We start from the raw sequence: 22,238 nt of genomic DNA on the forward strand, positions 1-22,238 counted from the left end.
TGTATTTTTTGCAAATTTACGAAAAATAATTTAACTAAAAAATATATATTAAATATTAACAATAATTAACACAGATGATAAAAATCATTAAAATATTCTAATTATTTACCATTTGATTTTATAGAATCTGTTTTTATTTCACCTTTTGCGTCTGAAGTTTTTTTGTCTTTTTTCTTCTTTTTAAACAAAGAATTGAAGCTTTTACTCCACACTACCCCTCCACCATAGGCTTGATTAGCAGAACCGTTTGTACTCACCATTCCTATGTTTGTAGGCTTGGAATAAGCACGTATCACCAGTGAACCGTCATTCTTTTTAGACAAATCATATTCTACCGAACCTTCCGTGGAAAGGTAATTGTTTTGGGCACCATCTGTTTTTGATAACGGAATACCCAAACCGGTCTTGATATTAACTCTTGGGGAAAGTGCTACACTTACTCCTGCATTGGCTCGATCTCCAAAATTGGAATTCTGGTCTCCTTTTACATAATTAAGGTCAATCTGGAATTCATTACTCATCGTATTAAGAACAGATCCCAGCTGTTTCAACAGCATATTATATCCGGAAGACTCTGCTACATTTCCTACATTTACATCAAATCCACCTGTATTGGATACATTGAAGGTACTCAACAGCAATACAGAACCAAACTGGAGAACTTTCTCTCCTTCCTGGCTCATTTTCGCAGCCAGCGTTTCTCTTACCTGGCTGGATACATCCATTGCAGTTACATTAAGATCAATCTGAGGATCTACCAACGACTGAGTAATGTGGGCCTGCAGCAAAATACTTATAGGCTGTAGTTTTCCCATGCTAAGGTATTCTCCTGCATTGGAAACCATTCTTATATAATTGGCATTAATATCTAATGTAGGTTTCATAGCATCCCCATCCCATCTGATACTACTGTTTCTTTCAATCTGAAATGTTTTATTCAGAATAGCTTTAGAGACAAATGTTCCGTTATCTACTTTATAGGTACCGCTCATGGCAATATTTCCCTGTCTGTTCATATGGAACCTTAGCGGATCAGCAGATCCCTTTACCGTAATATTTCCCACATCGTCTCCTACCAGTACATTTACAGTAGTTCCTTTATCTACTGCCAGATTGAAGTCAATGTTCATATTGGCTCCTGTTTTTTTCTTTTCTTCCAGCGTGATCAGACCATCTTTTCCTTCTTTCAGGAACCTCAGCATTTTAAATTCTTCCACATTGGAAGTAGAGCTGGAATTAAAGGTAAAGGTACTTCCGTTAAGTGCCTTCATATTAGGAGTCGTTATACTTAGTCCTGAAACAGGTCCGTCCACATACAGATCTCCCTGTCCGTAAACTCTTCCCCAGAACAAGTCAAAATCTTTTTGCGTAGTATTCAGCATCAACAGGTTATCTGCTCTCATTACGAGAGATACCCCCATTGAAGAAAGGGTTTCAAACTGGATCGCACCGGAAATATTCCCCTTAGAATTGGTTCTTCCATCGTGTACTTCAATATTGTTGAGAATCGCAAGTCCTTTGGTCAGCTGAATTACCGTATCATCAAATGAATAATCAACTCCGGTAAACAGAAGCTTTAATCCAAAATCTTTTAAAGCAATATCTCCATTATAATCAAGGTTGTTAAGCTTTCCATTGATTTTAAGATCACCTGTTGCTTTTCCACGAAGGTTTCCAAAAATAGTCTGCACAAACTGCTGCGTAAATGATAAGTCAAAATCACGCATTTCTGCTGTAAGATCAATAATTGGCGAAGATGTATTATTGTTAACTGTTCCTGTCAGATTAAGACTATTATTTCCCAGTACACCGGCAGAGTGAACTTTCACATCAATATCATATACATTCAGTGAGAATCCATTGGTAGCAGAAATAGAGATATCTCCCATATCATTACCATTCATCTTAATATCATCAATGTTAAGATCTACCAGTGGCTGGAGGGTACTTTTATCCATTTTGATTTTAACGCTTCCATTGGCAAGACCTTTAATATCCATGGTATTTCCTCCGGACTGCATTTCCAGAAGTTTTTCTACAGCAAAATCGTTGATGTCTGCATCTACATAAAAATCTTTCGCAGACTTAAACTGGGCTTCTTTAATAAACAAAGCGCTTTTATCGGAATAAACTCTCAGATTTCTGATATCAAAATCTCCGGTTTTCTTTCTGTAGGTAATGGAGTGATCCAGTTCGGGACTTGTATCTATTGCCCACGTAACGTCATTGAATTTTACTTCGGTAGGTTCAAACCTGAATACATAATCTCCGGCCGCATCAGTAGACTGATCCACATTGATGGCATATTCTTTAAGCTTTTCATTAATCTCGTCATCAGGACTTCCATGCTTAAATACAGTGGCTAAATGAAGTGTATTTCCATTTTCATTATTCCCTTTAAGCTCAAAATCTTTGATCACATTTTTATTATAAATAACTCTGTTAATCTTCGCGTACAATTGCTGGTTAAGATCACCTGTGTTAATTCTAACTTTAACACTATCCACCATCGCACTGTCTCTGCTGAGATTCTTACGATCATTAATTTTATAATCAGGATTTGAAGATGCCAGCGCCTGATCAGCATCTGTAATCTCTTCCTCCTTAGTCATAATATATTTTAAAGATGCCGCATCAAGATTCAGAATCAGATTGTTTGAGTTTCCATCATATTCACCTTCTACAAGAGCTCCTTGTGGCAATCTCAATTCGGGTAAGAAATAATTGATCAATCCCTGTTGAACATCAAACTTCAACGCAAAATTCTGTCCACGGTATAATTTTCTTGGTGGTGGTCCCACTAATATTTTCCCTACTCCATTTTCTACCATTCCTGCAAGATCCGCAAGACTGTATTTTCCTGAAATCTTACCTGTAGCTGCTCCCGGAGCATCCACATCAATCACACGACCGCCTGCTTCAACAAACGTTTTTAACTTGGCATTCGGAATATTATATTTTTGTGTAGCTGAAGCAAAGTGAAGGTTATTGGCATTCACATCTAAGGTAAGATCGTTGATAGAAGACATCGCCATTTTACCGTCAACCTGACCACTTACTACCTGACTACCAGGCTTATTGGTAAAATAGTTCATGTTCAGATAAGTAACATCTGCATTCACATCCATAGCAATTCTCGAAGTACTGAAATCTATCAATCCTTTGACCGTAGCTTTAGCCTGTTCATCATTAACAGTGATGAGCCCATTATATTTTTTATGATCCAATAAACCATCCAGATACAGATTATTGATCGTTTTATCCATAATTTCAATACTTGCAATCTGAGATTTTGTGGTCAGACGCATGGTATTAACATCAAAACTTTGCCCGTTAAGATCAAATTTACCGGAAATTAAACCTACTGCTTTATTCTTTGTGATGACTGAGGTATTGAGATCTTTCACATCAAGATAACCGGAATATTTCGGCATAGCAGTACTGTAGCCCGTCAAGGTAAGCTTGGAGATTTTCGCCTGCCCGATTCCTGTCATTAAGTTTCCATTATCCACATAGATCTGATCCGGATTCACTTTTGCCGTTCCATTGTACTTCAGTTTTCCAAAATCATCGGCAAAGTTCTTCATCTTTTTGGAGATGAAAGAAGGCATCATCGCTTTTAAATCTTTGTAGGTAAAATCAGTGGAAAGTTCTTTCGTTTCAATAGCAAAATTCCCTTTCAGTAAATTATTCACCTTCATTGTTTTGGTGGCAATATTCACATCAGGGTTTCTGATCAGAAAATTTTCAAGATGGAATTTGTTCAAAGGGCCGGTCATTACCCCGGAAAGATTGAAAGGTTTAATATTATCCCAGTTGGTTACAAAATAACTGATATCGTATCCGCTTAGCTGGCTTCCCTGCTGAATATTCATATCCCAACGTACCTTGTCTGCAAAATCAGCCCAGGATCCGTCGTGAAGATTAAATTTAATATCTCCCTGAAGTAAGGTATGATCTGTATTCAGGGTAAGGTCTTTTAATGACAAAAACTGCTTCGTTAGAGACAGTTCTGTTGAAAAAGTATCTACAAAATGAGATTTCCCCCACCTTGAAGTTACAAATGACATATTATTAATTAATGCCGAGACATTCGGACCATTGACTTTTACGTTTGGTGCCTTTAAGTTAAATTTTGTTGCAGTCAGCCATTTTCCTTGTTCACCGGGAGAATTTTCATTAACAATAGAAACTTTAGAGTCAATAATCTGAATTCTGGAATTCAGCTGAAAAGGTGGTTTCTTTGGATCTCTCTTCTTCCCGTTGTCAAAGAGTTCTACAAACCTGACAAAATTGGATATACTGTCGCCTTTATAAGTAATTACTTTTACATCAGCATTCACAAGAGCCAGAGAGTTAAAACTTAGAGAATTGCTGCTTCCTGAGATGGCATTTACCGCCAGAGATATCCAGTCTGAATCTGCACGAAACTCACGGGCTGTAATAAAATTAAATCCTTTATAGTCTTTTACTTTTAACCCTTTTATGGTAACATCACCGAAGTAATTTACATCCACACTTTCTGTAGAAAAATCAGATTTAAAATCATTATTAACAAGCTTTAGCGCCTGATCAGCTGCCCATTTTTTTGTTACCGGAAGATTGATGGCAATCAGTACTCCACCTACAAGGAAAATCCCCAGCCAAAAGAGAATCAAGAGAAGTTTTGCCCACCAAGTGTAGCTGGTAACATCCTTTACCGCCTGTTTCCCAAACTCTTCAGCTGTTTCCACAGGATGATGTATAGCATCCGAAGCTAGCTCAGATGCTTCTTTCACTGTTTCCCGTACTTTTCCCTCTACATTTTCAACAGTTTTCTGTACCTGATCCCCTAGGTTTTCAGCTACTGATTTTTTATTCTCATTCTCGTTATTATTCTCTAACTTTGCCATTATTATGAGCGACTCTATAATTTTAGGTATTGAATCGTCCTGTGACGACACCTCAGCAGCTATCATCAAGGGAAATTCTATTCTTTCAAACATTGCCGCGAACCAGGCCATCCACAAAGAATATGGCGGCGTTGTCCCTGAATTGGCTTCACGAGCCCATCAGCAAAATATTATCCCCGTTGTTGAAAAATCTTTTTCTAAAGCAAATATACAACAAAATGCTATCTCTGCTATAGGATTTACTCGCGGACCGGGACTTTTAGGATCTCTTCTTGTAGGAACATCATTTGCTAAGTCTTTGGCTATGAGCCTGAATGTACCTTTGATTGAAGTAAATCACCTTCAAGCCCACATTCTGGCCCATTTCATCGAAGATGCAAATCCTGTGCCGCCTACCTTTCCTTTTTTATGTCTTACCGTAAGCGGTGGACATACCATGATTGTATTGGTAAAAGACTATTTTGACATGGAAATCATCGGGAAAACCATTGATGATGCAGCGGGAGAAGCTTTTGATAAAATCGGAAAGATATTTGACCTTGATTATCCTGCGGGACCTATCATCGACAGACTGGCCAGGGAAGGAAATCCTGATGCTTTTAAATTCAACAAACCGAAGCTGGAAAACTACGATTATTCTTTCAGTGGAATTAAAACTTCCGTGCTGTATTTCATTCAGAAAGAAGTCAGAAAAAATCCGGATTTCATCAAGGAAAATCTTAATGATCTGTGTGCTTCTGTACAGAAATCAATTATTGAAATACTGATGAATAAGCTTGAAAAAGCAGCCAAAGATCTCAATGTAAATCAGGTGGCGATTGCAGGAGGTGTATCTGCCAATTCTGCACTTAGAAAAGTAATGGAAGATAACAAAGAAAGACTTGGTTGGGATATTTATATTCCTAAGTTCGAATATACAACAGACAACGCAGCTATGATTGCTATGGTGGCAAAACTGAAGTTTGAGCGAGGAGAATTTACAGATTTAAGAACTTCCGCAACCGCAAAATACGATTTATGAAAATACTCTTAGAAGAAAAAGTACTGGGAACGCATTCTAAAAAGAACTCAAAATATTATTGGGTATTAGAAACTATTACAGGAAGACATGAGGGATCAGAAACTTTTTCAGAGTTTAACGGAGAAAGTTCTGAAACAGGATATATTCAGGATATCAAAGATGAAGTTTTAAAATTAATCAATTCTGAACATCTTTTTAGTTTTCCCTATACTCCAAAAGAAGGAGATTATTTATCCATCAAAAATAATTTGAGAAAACAGGAATATTTAAATCTGATTTTCATTAATAATGTATGGATAGAAGAAATATACATGTGTTCTTACCGGGAATGTGATACAGACATATATACAACCATCAAAACAGGAGTTGCATTTATAAACCAGGATATATGAAACTATTCTACGGAGATATCAACGGAAATAAAGTTACAATCAATGATGAAGAGCAGCAGCATATCGTAAAAGTTCTTCGCATGAGAGATGGAGAAGATATTCATGTGACGGATGGAAAAGGGAAACGGGCTTCCGGGAAACTTATTATAGAAGGCAAGAAAGCCGGTATTGAAGTTTCTGAGATCAAAGAAAATCTACCAGAATTCAATCCGAAACTTCATATTGCGATCGCTCCTACTAAGAATATTGACAGAATTGAATTCTTTGTAGAAAAAGCTGTGGAAATGGGAATTTCTGAGATCAGTATTATTGTTACAGAGAAAACAGAACGTAAGAATATTAATATTGATAAAATCAGAAAACAGGCTGTTGCTGCCTCCAAACAAAGTCTGAGATTTCATTTTCCGGTTATCAACGACGCTGTAAGACTAGGTGATTTTCTGAAAAATATTGATCCGGAACATACATTTGTGGCGCACTGCCATGAGAATCTGGAAAGGATTGATCTTAAAAACATTCCTCAACTGCAGCAGCTTACATTTTTAATTGGCCCTGAAGGTGATTTTTCTGAAAAGGAGATTGCATTTCTGGCAGAAAATAAAGTGAGAGCAGTCTCACTCGGAAATCAAAGACTCAGAACGGAAACGGCCGGCGTTTTTGTAGCAGCCTGGAATTATTATAATATGATATAAAAAACAAAAAGAGAAGACATTGAATCTTCTCTTTTTTATTTCTGAATCTTATTTCCAGTCAATATTATTCTCTTTCAGGTATTTTTCAAAAATCTGCTGTCCGCTTCTCATTGAATTCACTGCCCAAAGGATCTGCATCCTTAAAAGCTTTTCTTCATTCAGTTTATAATCAATACCAGACTTTATCAGCTTTTGTTTTAATTCATACATGCAAATTGATGCGGCTACAGAAACATTAAAGCTTCTGGTAAAGCCATACATTGGAATAGCCAGTGTCTCATCAGCAAAATCTAAAATCTCCTGGGAAACGCCTTCCATTTCACTTCCGAAAACCAAAGCAATGGGTTGTGTTATTTCGTATTCTGGTAACATTTTAGCGTTCTTTTCCAGCGAAACAACCACTATTTTATATCCCCGGTCTTTAATATTCTGGAAGGATTCCATATTCCGGGGTAGTTTTTCCACCTCAACCCAGGTATCTGCTCCTTTTGTTACACGAAGGTTGGGTTCAAAACTATATTCTTCCTGCAACGCCACTACTTTATGGAAACCACAGGCTTCCACAGAACGTACAATCGCAGCTGCATTTCTAAACTGATAGATATCTTCTACCACCGGAAGAACAAAGTCTGAACTTTCCTGAGAAAAATGTTCAATTTTCTCTAGTCTTTCTTCGGTTAAAAACTGTTTTAAATATTCAAAAGTTTGCGCTAAATCTTTCATCCGCATTTAGTTATTTTTTTCAATAGCCCTATGAAACGTCTGCCATTTTCATTTTATTTTTATAAAATTTCATGATAAGCGTTTCATCCATTTTCAAATCTTTGCAAATTAACGTAATTTTGACCTATGAACCCTAATCGGGGCCCAATTCTTAATAAATTAGTACATGAAGCGAAAAGTCCTGCTCATCTATACCGGTGGAACCATCGGAATGGAAAAAGATTACGAAACCGGAAGTCTCCGTGCCTTTGATTTTGGAAATATATTCGAAAAGATGCCTGAAATGAGGCTTATGGAATGTGAAGTCTTTGTTCATCCTTTTGCCAAACCACTGGATTCTTCGGATATGGGACCTGAAGAATGGAGAGTTATCGCAAATTATATTCACAAAAATTATGATGACTACGACGGTTTTCTGATTCTTCACGGAACGGATACGATGTCTTATACCGCATCAGCACTAAGTTTCATGCTAAAAGGATTAAGAAAGCCAGTCATCATGACAGGGTCTCAGCTTCCGATTGGTGATCTGAGAACAGATGCCAAGGAAAATCTTCTGACCAGTCTTTATTATGCAAGTCTTTACGAGAATGATGAAGCAGTCATTCAGGAGGTTGCCATTTATTTTGAATACAAATTATTAAGAGGAAACAGAACGTTGAAATATTCTGCAGAGTATTTTGATGCTTACTCAAGTCCGAACTATCCTATTTTAGGACAATCCGGCGTTCATCTGAATATTATTAAAGACAACTTATTCCGTTGTGATCCTGAGGTAGAGTTTCACGTGGATGAACATATTTCTGAAGATATTTTATTCTGGAGAATTTTTCCGGGAATGCATCTGAGCCACTTCAGAGAAATCCCTAAAATGAAGGTTCTTATTCTTCAGGTTTTTGGCTCGGGAACTATTTTCAGCAGTGCAAAAACCCAGGAAACGCTTCAGGAAATCCGGGATAACGGAACTGAAATTGTGGTGGTAAGCCAGTGTATTTCAGGAGGTATCTCATTCGGAAAATATGAAAACAGTAATATTTTCTCCAGAATCGGAGCGATCAGCGGAAGAGACATGACAGCAGAAACAGCGATTACCAAAGCTATGCACTTAATTGATAATCCAAGCTACTCCGGAAGTTTTGCTGATAATTTCACCAGAAGCCTTTGTGGAGAAATTACAGATTAATTTGTAAGAATTATTTGGATATTCCAGAAAATACACTATTTTTGCAATCTCAAAAAGAGAGGTGTCCGAGTGGTTGAAGGAGCTACCCTGGAAAGGTAGTATACGGGTAACTGTATCGAGGGTTCGAATCCCTTCCTCTCTGCAAGAAATAAAAGCCTGTGCTAATGATTAGCACAGGCTTTTTTATGATTAAGATTTTAATACCTTTTCTCATAGGTATTTATACCCACTCTAATAATTGGTAATTTATACTCTACTGCAGGAGCCTTGTTCTTCGTTACTTTGAAATACAATCTAATCACCTAAAAAACAAATCAATATGACATCAACAAGTGTAAATGCAAATTCTTCAGGTCAGTTAGTACTTGGAAACGGAGCACAATTCTGGGTGTATCTTTCCCCACAAAATGATACTTCTAAAATGATTTCTACATGGCGTGTAACTTTTTCACAGGGAGACTGGAGTGATTTCATCTCAAGTGAGAATCCTACTAAACAGATTCAGACTCCTAATCTTTCAGGGATTTTTGAAATCAAAGTAGAATTATTAAGCGGATCTACCGGTACTTGGCGCCAGATTCCACCTCAGGCTGGAAGTCATAATGAAATAGGCTGTAACTCCAACTGTGCTTCAATGGTAGGCATTGTTGCAGACAGTACAAATCCTCCTATCGGAGCTATTAATGCCCATTTCTGGACAACATGGGATGCTATGTGCGGAGTAAGACAGAACTAACAGGTAAATCAACCAGTCCATACAACCCCATTGCCACAGTATTTTATATTGTGGCAATTTACTATTACACCTATACCATAGACAATCAATCTATTATGGCATTATTTATAAATAAAAAAATAGGTTATCCATAAACTACTAACAAGTTACCAACATTTTATCCACAATCAGAATACTCTTCTGAAACTCATTTTCAATTCTTAGACAATCTTTATTCCTAAATCTATCCTAAATCAGGCCTTTACTTTGTCTTGTTTTTAAACAGTATTAAAAGATTTTGAATAAACATTCTATGAACAAAGCCTCTAATTTTGCTATTACAAAGTATTCTCTCTGCGTATCAACAGTATTCTCATCCGTTTCATGGTTTCGCAGTTATTTAAAATTAACAGTAAAACAGCTATCTATACTATTGAGCATGAAGAAATTTTTTGCAGGATTATTTTTATTGGGATGTATAGGAACATCAATAAAAGCACAGATCAGTCCACCTGGACTGGGAGATGCCAACAATGCATTCTGGGGAGCCTTTGGAGTAAAGCGACAACTTGACTCTTTGGGCAAAAAACAGGCTTTGAGCTATGTGGCCATCGGGAGAAAAAGCAGTCCGGATGATCACAATCTGTTTTCAAAGCAAGCGATCATTGTTTTAAATCATGAAGTTTATCATTCCTTTGCTCCACACCAGCAGTATAGTTATGCATTAAGTTACAGACGTCAGCCACAATACGAAAGTACAGCTCCTTATGATAAGGAAAATACAGAACAGGAATTCAGAATTTATGGAAGATATGCCTATACTTTTGATCTTGGCAGGAAATGGAAACTTAAAAGTACCATACGTCAGGAATTCAGGAAGTTTTTTGATGCAGACTTTCATAAAGTCGAAGAAGATTTTCAGTTGAGAACACGTATCAAGAGTCAACTCACCTATAATTTATCTCCAAAAAACAATCAGAAACTGGCCCTGAGTGCAGAAGCGTTGTTTTCTATAAGCCATCTCAACGAACCGGATCCTGAATGGAGTTCGTTTGGATATCGTGAAATGCGTATTTCGGCTTATTATATGTTTACGATTCCCAATTCACCCTTTACTGTAGATATTGGATATATGGATGATCTGATCAGAGACAGCAGAAGTATTCACCATGGAGGCGTTCATTATCTGGCTGCTGATCTGGTATGGAACATTCCTTATAAAAAAAACAAGTAATACACGTAAGCAAGTATTCATTAAGTTGCAATACAAAATCCCGATCATTACTGACCGGGATTTTTGGTTGAAAACATAAGTTTTCCGCAATATAATTAAGTATGAATGTTTGGTGTAAAATTTTAGTTGCACAAAGTCAAAAACTGACGGCTCAACTGCACATTGAATTTGGCTTCCGCTCTTGAGCGTGCATATATAGTCTGTCTAAAAGCATGTACAGTTTTTAATTTCTGATCTATAAACTCTGCAATCTGAACAACAGAAAAAAGAAAGTCTCTGTATACCGCCATATTAACGGTCTGTCCATAATAAGGAAGATACGCTTTTAAAAAAGGAATGGCTTTCTGATGACGGTTATAGCTGATACAATAGCCAACTCCTTCCATTGAGGTAATAATAGCATAGTTATTAATATAATCCTGAATATTCTTACTGCCGTCCAGAGCATGGGTATTTTTTGAACAGAATTTATTGATCTTATCCAGAATATGCTGGGCATACTCCATCATGGAGATATTTTTAAATTCAAATACCTGATTGATTCCGTTGGATGGGGAAATTCCGTTTTCACTATCAATACAGAAAGAGATCCCGATTTTTTCATGATAGGGGAAAAAGCAATCTTTCACTTCGATGGAAGCATCGGGCTTTAGCATGTCATCTGCAAAGTTATAATACACATACGGACGGTAAAGCTCCGCAAGCGCTTTCAGATAATCTGTTTCGCTGGTATTATGATATTCTTCAAACCATTTTTCCAGGTTATCGTAATAATTACTTTCAAAGTCGTTAAAGTTTAAGTAAAATGGCAATTCCATAGCTCTGTAATTTTGATATGACAAAGCTATATCCGTAATACGACAAAACTTGACGCAATATATTTTTTGTGAAAAAGATTTGAAAGATTGTTAAGTCAAGGGGCAATTTTTGCTGTGCAAAATCAATTGTCAATCACAATTAACGCTAAGGTTCGCAAGGTTTATTGATATACAGAATTTATTAGTTCGCAAAGACACTTCGTTCAGCCAGGACCTTAGTGCATACATTGCTGAGTGAAACGCCTTAGCGATCGAAAGAAATTAAACATCATAAAAAACTTTGCGAACACCGCGTTTAATTATATACGAGCTTATATTAAAATTCACAAGTGCAGCGAATTCACCATTCACCATTGACATTTATTTATCATAATTCTTCATGATGTACTCAAAGTAGTGGATCATCTTCAGATAGTTTTCAATACTAAGATATTCATTGGTACTGTGAATACTCTGCTGCTCGGCACTGTTGATCTTAATCGGCATGAACCTGTAGACATTTTTGCTTACAATTTCATATTTACCGGCATCAGTTCCAGCCATGGTAAGATATGGAGTGACAATAGCTCCTGGATGAATTTCTTTCACTCCGGCTTCTATCATTTTAAAAGCTTTTGTATTGGTTGGAGAAATAGCGGAAGCTTCTCTCGTATTATCAATTTCTTCTACTTCAACATCAAAACCTTCAGTGGCTTTGGCAATGTGATCTCTTACATCTTTCACTGAATTTCCGGGAAGTAACCTGAAATTAACCACAAATTCCACTTCGGGAGAAAGGACGTTGGTCCCATCACTTCCTTTCATCATCGTTAAAGCTGTTGTGGTTCTCACCAACGCATTGGTTGTATTATTTTTGGTAAGCTGGGAAATCAATACCGGTTTTAACAGCCATTGATTCGCAAGTGCCATTCTTGTAGTAAAAGGCATTTCGCCTCCGATATTATTAAAAAATTCTTTGATTAAAGGGGTAATAACAGGCTTCATCTGGTGATCCTCCAGGCGCTGCATGATAACGGCTGCTTTTCCGATTGCACTTTCCATAGGAGGCATAGAAGAGTGTCCGCCCAACCCTTTTACTTTGATTTTTGCAGAAAGAAACCCTTTTTCAGCACATCCTACTACGGCAACGTCTGTATCAATTCCGGCCACATTTCCTTTTCGCATAATTAATCCGCCTTCATCGTAAACGGCATCGAACTTCAATCCTTTTTTCTTAAAATAATCGGCAATCTGGATCGCTCCTTTTTTTCCGCCTACTTCTTCATCAAAACCGAAAGCCAGATAAATATCACGCTGTGGAATCTGTTTGTTTTTGATCATCGAATTCATGGACTCCATCAAGGAAAAAAGCATTCCCTTCATATCTATGGCACCTCTTCCGTAGATTCTTCCGTTGGCAACAGCTCCTGAAAAAGGGGCAAATTCCCAATCTTCCGCTACTTTTGAAACAGGCTCGGACGGTTTATCATCGGGACGGAATATATTTTCTTCGTTATTTTTAATATCAGCATCTCCGGGAGGAACTACGTCCATATGGGAAAGGAATAAAATAGGTTCCAGCGAAGAATTGCTTCCTTTAAGTCTGAACACCAATCCGTATTGGTTGACCTCAACATTTTCTGTATTCTGATAGACTAACGGATAAGATGTTTTTAAATAGGTTTTGAACTGTTCAAACGGTGCATAATCAAATTCACCCAAACTTCCTGTAGAAACGGTGGGTACTTTTATTCCTCCTGAAAGTCTCATGACTGCAGAATCATTTTTTATGGGTTTCCAGCCCTCACCTGCCCCGATATTATTTTTCTTAAACGGATAAGTATAGGTTTTGATCAATACGACAGCAGCCAGAATGACCACGATTCCCAAAAGGATTAAAAGAAATTTTTTCATAGCGGATAGTTTGTGATGTGATTTTATTCTATAAATATAACAAAGTATTTCATGTCTGACAATTTAAAACCCGGCTTTCACTCGACAAATCCAGTGAATACACTCTTTACCGTTTTAAATTAATTAATCATGTCCCTTTGATAAAAACAAGATCGTCATTGGAATAAAGAAAAAAAGTATGAAGAATATTCTGCACATTATCTCCAGCGCAAGAGGAGATCTGTCTTACAGCAAAGGACTCAGCTCAGCTATTGTCGAAAAAATTTTACAACAAAATACTATCAGTCAGATTACGGTAAGAGATCTGGTAAAGGATATGCCACCGCTAGCGAATGAAGTTTCTATTCATGAGTTTTACAAACATCCGGAATTGTATGATGAACAGAGCAGACAGCTTCTTTCATATGCCGACAGGATTGTGAATGAACTCCGCGAAGCAGATATTATTGTTATGGGAACGCCCATGTTTAATCTGGGAATTTCTACTCTTTTAAAAGCATGGCTGGACCAGCTGATCCGGGCAGGTGTTACCTATATTTTTGATGAACACTGGAATCGTGTGGGACAGTTTAAAGATAAAAAAGTATATCTAGCGGTTGCTTCGGGCGGAAGAAGTACGGAGGGTGCACCTGATTATATCTCCGCTTATATCAAAGATGTTTTAAGGAGTTATACCGGAATTACAGATGTGGAAACCTATTGTATTGAAGGGACTATGGAAAATGGTTTTACAGCGGATTATGAAAGTATTCTGAAAGAGTTTTGATGGTGGATAATAGGGTTTATTTTTAACGCAAAGTTTTCAATTATTAATATTGAAGATAAGGGAGCAAAGAAAACATCAACAAGTTGATTGGATGAAGCTTTGAAATTAAAAGAACACTTATTTTTTTAACGCAAGGGCGCAAAGGTTTTTTAATATTGCTTTGTTTTATAAGGCGCAAGAAAATCAAAGATTTTCAGCAAGGAAGTTATGATAGAATTGTGCCTTATAAAACTTTTATTATACATGTTTTTGTGATAAACCTACCTCTTTTAATTCAGGATTTCGTTCATTTCAGTTAAAATGATCGGTTTTCCATCCGTGATTACAATGGTATGTTCATGTTGGGCCATATAACCGCCTTTATTGCCTACCATGGTCCAGCCGTCTTTTAATTCTACAGCGATATTGGAATCGGTGGAAATAAATGTTTCAATAGCCACTACAGAATTTTTCTTAAAACGTCTGGAATCATAGTGGTTTCTGTAGTTCAGCAATTCATCAGGCTGTTCGTGTAAGCTTCTCCCTACTCCATGGCCTGCAAGATTCCTAATAACTTTAAGACCTCTCTTCTTTGCTTCTGTTTCCATTAACAATCCTATGTCTGCTATTTTTACCCCGCCTTTGATATTGTCGATAGCTTTTCTTAAAATATCTTTGGAGGCCTCCACCAATTTTTGATGTCCGTGAATATCTTCTCCAATCACGAAAGAACCTCCGTTATCTGCCCAATATCCGTCCAATTCTGCAGAAACATCAATATTGATCAGATCGCCTTCTTTCAAAATCCTTTGATCTGTTGGAATCCCATGACAGAATTCATTGTCCACGCTGATACAGGTCCAGCCTGGAAATCCATACGTAAGGTAAGGGGCTGATTTTGCTCCAAAGCCTTCCAGTATTTTGGCTCCATATTCGTCCAGATCTTTGGTGGTCATACCGGGTTTGGCGTAATCCATCATCTTCTTCAGCGTATAGGCAACAGCTTCGCTTACTTTTTGCATTCCTAGCATCTGATCTTCGTTGGTGATTGACATCGTTTTGTTTTGATTGTTATTGAGAACTACAAAGTTAGGAAATTAAAATATTACCGTATGCCCTGTTTCCAATCCTCACATCTATTTATTGAAAATATAGTGATTACCCCCTTCACCAACCCCCTCTACCCCCTTGGGTAAGGGGGTAGATCCAGTTATCTAAGGGGCTAAAGGGTGTTCCATAACGGTCTCCGGCTGCTTGAATAAGGGGTGACAGGCACTTATAGAACGGTATGGAGACTGTTATGGAAGGGGTTACAGGCTGTTCCGAAGGGGCTGAAGAGGGTTCAATAACGGTCTCCAGGTACTTGAATAAAAGGCTATAGGGACTTATGAAAACAGTTGAAACGGTTGTAAAGTCGTTATACCTATTTGATAAAGTGTCCGAAGGTACTTACAATAGTGTCTGAAGGCATTTCTTAAATGTTTGGAGACAGTTTACGAAATGGTTATAGCAAATTAATGAGCGACTGCAGACATTTACTAGAGTGACTGAAAACACTTCCGAAGTTGCTGGAGACCGTTTATAAACCAGTTGCCGACACTTTAATACATATGGCCGGAATATTTTACCGGACATTTTTTAACCTTTACTTTACAGAATGTATTATCTTTGAGTCTTCACAAATTGATTAAAGAATGGACTACAAAATACATCAGGGAAGAAATGTAAAACGTTTCAGAGAAATGCTGGGCATCAAGCAGGAAGCATTGGCTCTGGACTTGGGTGATGACTGGAATCAAAAAAAGATCTCTTTACTTGAACAAAAAGAAACCATCGAAAACCAGCTACTTGAAAAAATATCCGAAGTACTGAAAATTCCTGTAGAAGCTTTTCAGAATTTTGATGAGGAGCAAGCTGTGAATATTATAGCGAACACTTTTTCTTTAGATAATGGTTCAATATTCAATGCCCATAATACTAATCCTATATTCAATCCAGTAGAAACTATCCTTAAACTTCACGAAGAAAAAATCGCGTTGTATGAGCGTATGCTGAAGGAAAAGGATGAAATGATGAGCAGACTGGAAAAGCTGCTTGATAAATAATAGAGCTTATAAAAAATACACTTTTAATAAAACGAAAAACCACTGCTGTGCAGTGGTTTTGTTTATTTGTGGACACGAGCGAGACGCTCGATCCAGCGGGCGGATTTATTCCTGTTTTAAAATTGGAGTATTGAAAACCAACATTCCCAATTTATTGCCAACATGTTTAAAATATTTCCCTTTTCGAAAACTAATCAAGTACAATTATTTTTTTTCTTTAAACCAATTTTCTATTTCACTTTGTAAAGACTGTGGTCTTCCAGTCTGATCTGCGGGATAATTTTTCTTTCTCTCTTCAAATATTTTTTTTCTATTATAGTTCCCCACAATAAATGTGAATGACGCAGAAATAATAATGTATGCTATTATTAAGACACCACCTTTTTTATCTTTTTGAAAATTATAGTTCAAAAATTTTTGAGCTCGAACAAATAAAAGATGATTGAGAATGCCAGTTAATAATATGCCAAGTACAATATATTTAGTCGATGGAATTAATTGTATATTATAAAAAAAACCTACCAACCCTATTAAAGTTATTACATTAATACTTATAAGTGTTGTACTAACTGCTGTAGCACTAAATAATGCTTCAAATTCATTTTCATTCTGCTTATCTTTATAATATCTATAAATTCTGAATAATAAATAATAATATGCTTTCATGTTTGAACTTTAATTTTCTCCTGGTTTTGTGAATACTGATCTGCCAGTTGAATATTCATATAAAAATTTTCCACCAAAATAGATAAGGCTTATAGGGGCTCCCCAAGGAGTAAAACCAATAGCTCCCATTGCCAAGTCAAAACCGGCTTCTATACCAGTAATGTCTCCTCTCACCCATTGAGCTACAGTTACCGCCATTCCTACACCACCTACAACTTTTCCTGCTATAGAATACGCAGAAGTTGCTTTTCCAGCAGCTGCATATCCGTTTCTAAAACCTTGTACTCCCCTTATGAATTTGCCATTAGCCCCCTTTTCTAAAAGTTGAGTAGATTTAATAATACCTTTTGCATCTACCCAATGATACTTACTGTAAATACTTTTTTCTAAAGCGTAATATGTAATTGCTCCGGCAGTCATAGTATTTCCTACATGCCCCCAATCAAAACCTTCCTGAGGAGGTAAATAATTCGAAGGTGTCATGATTTCAGCACCACTATTCTTCGAAATCTTAGCTCTATGATTTACTCCTAGATCTAAATCACTATAGATATCATCACCCATTCTATAGGCGTTCTGAGTTGGAGTGCCTGTCCACCATCTCACTTCAGTATCACCGAAGCTAAGTCCAGACATTGTTCCTCCATTTTTAAAATAATTGAACATTTTAGCTGCATCATTTCCACTAAAATAATAACCAGAACCTCCTCCATGATCTCCACCATTCCACATCGTTTTGAAATTGTTTCCAAAACCTGAACTCACGTAAGAATCGTCAAACCAGCTATTTCCAAGGATAGTGCTATTCCTATCAAATTTCCAACTTAGTGCAGATACATTCTGCCTTCCATCCGGATCAATAAACATCACAGGATTATTATAAGCATAAGCATAGGTACTCCATCTTCTGGATGTTTCTGCTAAAGGATCAATTACGCCCCATCTTCCAAGGTCCGGCATATACATTCTTGCCCCATAATCATACATTCCACTTTCCTGAAGTTCTTTACCATTGTATTTATACTGGTAGGCATTCTGAGTAGTGGCGGTATAATTATGCATCATCCCGAAAGGATAATAGTTATTCACTTCTACAATTTCCCCCGGTTTCCAGTCATCAATACAAAATTTACCACTACACATAGAAGCATTGTATCTTCTTGGCTGGATGATCCCATCCTTATTGGTGTCTGTATAACTAAGTCTTATATTTCCGAGATGATCTGTATAATTATAGACATAGCGCTCATTCAGTACATCATAATATCCTTCTGCTGTGGGAATAATTCTCAGTTTCAAAACCGGGATCTCATTCGGATCAGGCTGGAAAATTCCTTCTCCATTCCATGATTCTATTTGGAAGGTAGATTTATACTGAAGTCCGTCCAGGTAATCTGTTTCTATATCTCCAAAGAGCTTCTTTACCTTTACACCATCCGCTCTGTAGGTATATTGGGTTACTTTAGCGTTTTGGGTAATTTGTTGCGGTAAATTTAGATAATTATATTGGGTGGAGAAATATAATTATTAACCAGTTATACATATAAAAGCCACTGCAAAAACAGTGGCTTTTTGTTTTACTCACGAATATGAGCGAAACCCTTGTGCCAGCGGGCGGAGAGGCTTCATTAAGTGGCTAAAGGCAGCTCTGAAGTACCTTTACTCACTTAATGAAGGTGGTATAGACACTTAGGATAATGGTTAGAGAAACTCTATGAGTGGCTGGAAACCGTTTATAAACCAGTTGCCGACACTTTAATACATATGGCCGGAATATTTTACCGGACATTTTTTAACCTTTACTTTACAGAATGTATTATCTTTGAATCTTCACAAATTGATTAAAGAATGGACTACAAAATACATCAGGGAAGAAATGTAAAACGTTTCAGAGAAATGCTGGGCATCAAGCAGGAAGCATTGGCTCTGGACTTGGGTGATGACTGGAATCAAAAAAAGATCTCTTTACTTGAACAAAAAGAAACCATCGAAAACCAGCTACTCGAAAAAATATCCGAAGTACTGAAAATTCCCGTAGAAGCTTTTCAGAATTTTGATGAGGAGCAGGCTGTGAATCTAATTTCTTGTACTTTTTCAGATAATGCAATGTTTAATAATAGAATTGAAGTCCAAAATATCAATCCTGTTGATAAAATTGTTCAGCTTCACGAAGAAAAAATCGCGTTGTATGAGCGTATGCTGAAGGAAAAGGATGAAATGATGAGCAGACTGGAAAAGCTGCTTGATAAGTAAGAGAGTTTATAAAACATACACTTTTAATAGAACGAAAAACCACTGCTGTGCAGTGGTTTTGTTTTATTATCCTACTTTGGAATATTTTGGAAAAGAATTCTGCTCTCCGAAGTCTCCCGACTTTGCCATTTTTTGGAAAAGAATTGATTTTATTAATGGCTCAAAGTCAGGTGATTTTGCGCAGCTGGGGAACATTATTAAAATTATCAAGGATCAATAATAATCATATCTTACTACAAATATCCAAAACATAATACATAACAATACAAAAAGTAATACAATCTTTCTTGATTCTTTTACATTATCTTTATTTGCATAAAAGGTATTGATCTTTTCTGTCAGATCATCATCACCTATTAACTTGGAAGTTGCAAAAATATATCCATAGGCAATTCCTATTATTAGTGGATACAAGAACACTTTTGAAGGAAGCCCAATAGTTTTATCTACTATCATTAATATTGGAAATTCTAATAATAACCATAAAGGAAAACCTAAAGATAATATTGAATAAAAATTTTTATTTTTATGTGTTTTGTAATAAATATGTGTTTGCAGATAACACTCATAGTAAGCGTACAAATTCGCATTTTTAATTTTATTCATAAAGTTTTTCATATTAAAAATCAGAGTATTAAAATCAATACTCTGATCTACAAAACGTTTTGAATATCTTATTCTTCTTCAATTTTTATTTTACCAGTAAATAATAATTGTAAATACAATTTTAAATTAAATTTATAATTATAAATTCTTTTCAATTTTATATATGAGTCCATTTCTTTTAAATTATCATAGAAGAGACCACTAATTTTAAAAGCAGTATATCCTTTCTTAACGAGATAAACAACTTCATATTCTCCTCTTACACTTGTTTCTGATGTTTTGATTTTGTTATCAAAATCATCTAATTTTAAAGTACTTCCAAAAGGCCTTAATATAGAATAATATTTTAATAAATTTCTTTGTTTATCTATAATTACATACTTAAAATCTTTAATTACCAACAGTAATGCTAAAATGATTATAATCAGAATTATTATCGGAATAAATGATTCATTATTTTCAAGAATATTATTTGTCTTTTTTATAATTGCTTTTATTAAGCCGAATAGTATTCCAAATTCGCAGAATACCAAAAAAAAGAACCACAAATACCAATTACGGTGTATTTTACTTTTGATCATAAATTTAATTTAATAAAGTCCATCATACATTTCTACTAAAGGACCTCCAGTTGCTTCGTCAATCATATCTCCCAAACCTTTAGCTTCACCATTAATGAGATAATTTACTCCCATTGTTCCCATATCAGCTACAAACCATGCTCCGGCAACAATAGAGCCTACTCCTGACATTGATATAGTTAACATTGCTCCATTTATCAAATGTGATGTTTTTAATTCACCTGACATTGCAACATCAGCAACCAGTAAAGCACCGCCAACGGCTGTCAGCTTTGTTCCTAAACTTCTTGCTCCCTGAAATCCTTTTACCTGTTGTCCTCTCCAATATTTAGCGCCAGAGTTACTCCATCTATTTTGCCATCTGAATGAGGTTCCTCTTGTTTTAGTTTGATGCCATAAGTCATTATATTTAAAAACACCTGTTCTTGGCACATTTGCTGTAGAAGCTACACCTATCGCAGTATTTACCCACCAGGTAGTATTAGATGTAGTTTTGCCAAAGTCTATATTATCACTATAATCTTTTAGCTTCAACATACCAAATGCTCCTATTCCTGTGACAGTAGAATCAGGATCTTCATAGTCTGTCCACCATTTCAAAGTACCATTCTGATTAACCAATCCGCCAGTTCCTCCATTATAAAATGCATCCATCAGATCCGCAAACGCCTGTGTCTGTACGAAGGGTCTACTTCCCGAACCACCATGATCACCACCATTCCACATGGTTTTGAAATTATTACCAAAGCCTGAACTTACGTAAGAATCATCAAACCAACTGTTTCCAAGAATAGTACTGTTCCTATCAAATTTCCAATGTAATGCAGACACATTCTGCATTCCATCCGGGTCTATAAACATCACAGGATTATTATAAGCATAGGCATAGGCATAGGTACTCCATCCTCTGGATGTTTCTGCTAACGGATCTATTACACCCCATCTTCCAAGGTCAGGCATATACATTCTTGCTCCATAATCATACATTCCGGTTTCCTGAAGTTCCTTACCATTGTATTTGTACTGGTAGGCATTCTGAGTAGTGGCGGTATAATTATGCATCATCCCGAAAGGATAATAATTATTCACTTCCACAATTTCCCCCGGTCTCCAGTCATCAATACAAAATTTACCACTACACATTGAAGCATTGTATCTTCTTGGCTGGATGATCCCGTCCTTATTGGTGTCTGTATAGCTAAGTCTCACATTTCCGAGATGATCTGTATAGTTATAGACATAGCGCTCATTCAGTACATCATAATATCCTTCTGCTGTGGGAATAATTCTCAGTTTCAAAACCGGAATCTCATTAGGGTCAGGCTGGAAAAATCCTTCTCCATTCCATGATTCTATGAGGAAGGTAGATTTATACTGAAAACCGTCCAGATAATCTGTTTCTATATCTCCAAAGAGCTTCTTTACCTTTACACCATCCGCTCTGTAGGTATATTGGGTTACTTTAGCGTTTTGGGTAATTTGTTACGGTAAATTTAGATAATTATATTGGGTGGAGAAATATAATTATTAACCAGTTATACATATAAAAGCCACTGCAAAAACAGTGGCTTTTTGTTTTACTCACGAGTATGAGCGAAACCCTTGTGCCAGCGGGCGGAGAGGCTTCATTAAGTGGCTAAAGGCAGCTCTGAAGTGCCTTTACTCACTTAATGAAGGTGGTATAGACACTTAGGATAATGGTTAGAGAAACTCTATGAG

General features: G+C 36.6%; 18 protein-coding genes, 1 tRNA gene and 1 pseudogene. 10 read left to right on the forward strand and 10 right to left on the reverse strand.

Annotated features, from left to right (window positions below; genetic code table 11):
- Positions 1–101: 101 nt before the first annotated feature.
- Positions 102–4,892, reverse strand: coding sequence for a translocation/assembly module TamB domain-containing protein (locus REB14_RS08480; RefSeq protein WP_079240595.1), 4,791 nt, complete (start codon positions 4,890–4,892; stop codon positions 102–104).
- Positions 4,893–4,896: 4 nt separating this feature from the next.
- Here REB14_RS08480 and tsaD point away from each other — a divergent pair, with 4 nt between their 5' ends.
- Genes tsaD through REB14_RS08495 form a run of 3 tightly spaced genes read left to right on the forward strand, consistent with a single transcriptional unit; the run spans position 4,897 to position 6,997 of the window.
- A complete protein-coding gene (gene tsaD, locus REB14_RS08485; protein ID WP_079240594.1) occupies positions 4,897–5,913 on the forward strand; it encodes a tRNA (adenosine(37)-N6)-threonylcarbamoyltransferase complex transferase subunit TsaD in 1,017 nt (338 codons plus the stop codon).
- Positions 5,910–6,305, forward strand: coding sequence for a hypothetical protein (locus REB14_RS08490; RefSeq protein ID WP_079240593.1), 396 nt, complete (start codon positions 5,910–5,912; stop codon positions 6,303–6,305). Before tsaD ends, REB14_RS08490 begins: the two co-directional genes overlap by 4 nt.
- Complete coding sequence (locus REB14_RS08495; protein ID WP_079240592.1) at positions 6,302–6,997, forward strand: RsmE family RNA methyltransferase; 696 nt, start codon at positions 6,302–6,304, stop codon at positions 6,995–6,997. The genes REB14_RS08490 and REB14_RS08495 overlap by 4 nt, the downstream gene beginning before the upstream one ends.
- 48 nt (positions 6,998–7,045) lie before the next feature.
- Here the strand turns inward: REB14_RS08495 and REB14_RS08500 are convergent, their stop codons facing one another.
- Complete coding sequence (locus REB14_RS08500) at positions 7,046–7,726, reverse strand: TrmH family RNA methyltransferase (protein WP_425248762.1); 681 nt, start codon at positions 7,724–7,726, stop codon at positions 7,046–7,048.
- Positions 7,727–7,886: 160 nt separating this feature from the next.
- On the opposite strand from REB14_RS08500, the gene REB14_RS08505 reads away from it, so the two are divergent.
- The 4 genes from REB14_RS08505 (at position 7,887) to REB14_RS08520 (ending at position 10,852) form a co-directional block, all read left to right on the forward strand.
- On the forward strand, positions 7,887–8,903 hold the full coding sequence (locus REB14_RS08505; RefSeq protein ID WP_079240590.1) for an asparaginase: 1,017 nt from the start codon (positions 7,887–7,889) through the stop codon (positions 8,901–8,903).
- Between the two features lie 55 nt (positions 8,904–8,958).
- Positions 8,959–9,045: transfer RNA gene (locus REB14_RS08510), tRNA-Ser, on the forward strand.
- A gap of 177 nt (positions 9,046–9,222) precedes the next feature.
- Entirely contained in the window at positions 9,223–9,639 is a 417-nt protein-coding gene (locus tag REB14_RS08515; RefSeq protein WP_034696971.1) for a hypothetical protein, read from the forward strand.
- 418 nt (positions 9,640–10,057) lie between these two features.
- Positions 10,058–10,852, forward strand: coding sequence for a DUF2490 domain-containing protein (locus REB14_RS08520; RefSeq protein WP_309521953.1), 795 nt, complete (start codon positions 10,058–10,060; stop codon positions 10,850–10,852).
- Positions 10,853–10,974: 122 nt separating this feature from the next.
- Here REB14_RS08520 and REB14_RS08525 read toward each other — a convergent pair whose 3' ends face one another.
- Complete coding sequence (locus REB14_RS08525) at positions 10,975–11,670, reverse strand: hypothetical protein (protein WP_309521954.1); 696 nt, start codon at positions 11,668–11,670, stop codon at positions 10,975–10,977.
- Between the two features lie 360 nt (positions 11,671–12,030).
- Entirely contained in the window at positions 12,031–13,563 is a 1,533-nt protein-coding gene (locus REB14_RS08530) for a M20/M25/M40 family metallo-hydrolase (RefSeq protein ID WP_309521955.1), read from the reverse strand.
- A gap of 178 nt (positions 13,564–13,741) precedes the next feature.
- Here REB14_RS08530 and REB14_RS08535 point away from each other — a divergent pair, with 178 nt between their 5' ends.
- Positions 13,742–14,329 carry an FMN-dependent NADH-azoreductase gene (locus tag REB14_RS08535; RefSeq protein WP_079240586.1) on the forward strand — a complete coding sequence of 196 codons (588 nt, stop codon included), beginning with the start codon at positions 13,742–13,744 and terminating at the stop codon, positions 14,327–14,329.
- 269 nt (positions 14,330–14,598) lie between these two features.
- Here the strand turns inward: REB14_RS08535 and map are convergent, their stop codons facing one another.
- Positions 14,599–15,363 (reverse strand): type I methionyl aminopeptidase, encoded by a 765-nt coding sequence (map, locus tag REB14_RS08540; protein ID WP_309521956.1) that lies wholly within the window; start codon positions 15,361–15,363, stop codon positions 14,599–14,601.
- Positions 15,364–16,002: 639 nt separating this feature from the next.
- Here map and REB14_RS08545 point away from each other — a divergent pair.
- The gene (locus REB14_RS08545) at positions 16,003–16,413 is read left to right on the forward strand and encodes a helix-turn-helix domain-containing protein (RefSeq protein ID WP_309521957.1); all 411 of its coding nucleotides are present in this window, start codon (positions 16,003–16,005) and stop codon (positions 16,411–16,413) included.
- Positions 16,414–16,617: 204 nt separating this feature from the next.
- Here REB14_RS08545 and REB14_RS08550 read toward each other — a convergent pair whose 3' ends face one another.
- Both REB14_RS08550 and REB14_RS08555 read right to left on the reverse strand, forming a co-directional pair.
- A complete protein-coding gene (locus REB14_RS08550) occupies positions 16,618–17,079 on the reverse strand; it encodes a hypothetical protein (RefSeq protein WP_062675458.1) in 462 nt (153 codons plus the stop codon).
- A 9-nt stretch (positions 17,080–17,088) separates the two neighbouring features.
- Complete coding sequence (locus tag REB14_RS08555) at positions 17,089–18,378, reverse strand: RHS repeat-associated core domain-containing protein (protein ID WP_309521958.1); 1,290 nt, start codon at positions 18,376–18,378, stop codon at positions 17,089–17,091.
- Between the two features lie 549 nt (positions 18,379–18,927).
- Here REB14_RS08555 and REB14_RS08560 point away from each other — a divergent pair.
- Positions 18,928–19,332 (forward strand): helix-turn-helix domain-containing protein, encoded by a 405-nt coding sequence (locus REB14_RS08560; protein WP_309521959.1) that lies wholly within the window; start codon positions 18,928–18,930, stop codon positions 19,330–19,332.
- A gap of 213 nt (positions 19,333–19,545) precedes the next feature.
- Here REB14_RS08560 and REB14_RS08565 read toward each other — a convergent pair whose 3' ends face one another.
- The 3 genes and pseudogenes from REB14_RS08565 to REB14_RS24255 form a co-directional block, all read right to left on the reverse strand.
- Positions 19,546–19,938 carry a hypothetical protein gene (locus REB14_RS08565; protein ID WP_309521960.1) on the reverse strand — a complete coding sequence of 131 codons (393 nt, stop codon included), beginning with the start codon at positions 19,936–19,938 and terminating at the stop codon, positions 19,546–19,548.
- A gap of 68 nt (positions 19,939–20,006) precedes the next feature.
- Positions 20,007–20,519, reverse strand: a complete 513-nt coding sequence (locus REB14_RS08570) for a hypothetical protein (RefSeq protein WP_309521961.1) — start codon at positions 20,517–20,519, stop codon at positions 20,007–20,009.
- A gap of 837 nt (positions 20,520–21,356) precedes the next feature.
- Positions 21,357–22,025: pseudogene (locus REB14_RS24255) on the reverse strand (RHS repeat-associated core domain-containing protein); the annotation flags it as partial.
- Between the last annotated feature and the right edge of the window lie 213 nt (positions 22,026–22,238).

Origin of the sequence: Chryseobacterium metallicongregator (assembly GCF_031324065.1) — a bacterium.
In the GTDB taxonomy this organism is placed as follows: domain Bacteria; phylum Bacteroidota; class Bacteroidia; order Flavobacteriales; family Weeksellaceae; genus Chryseobacterium; species Chryseobacterium metallicongregator.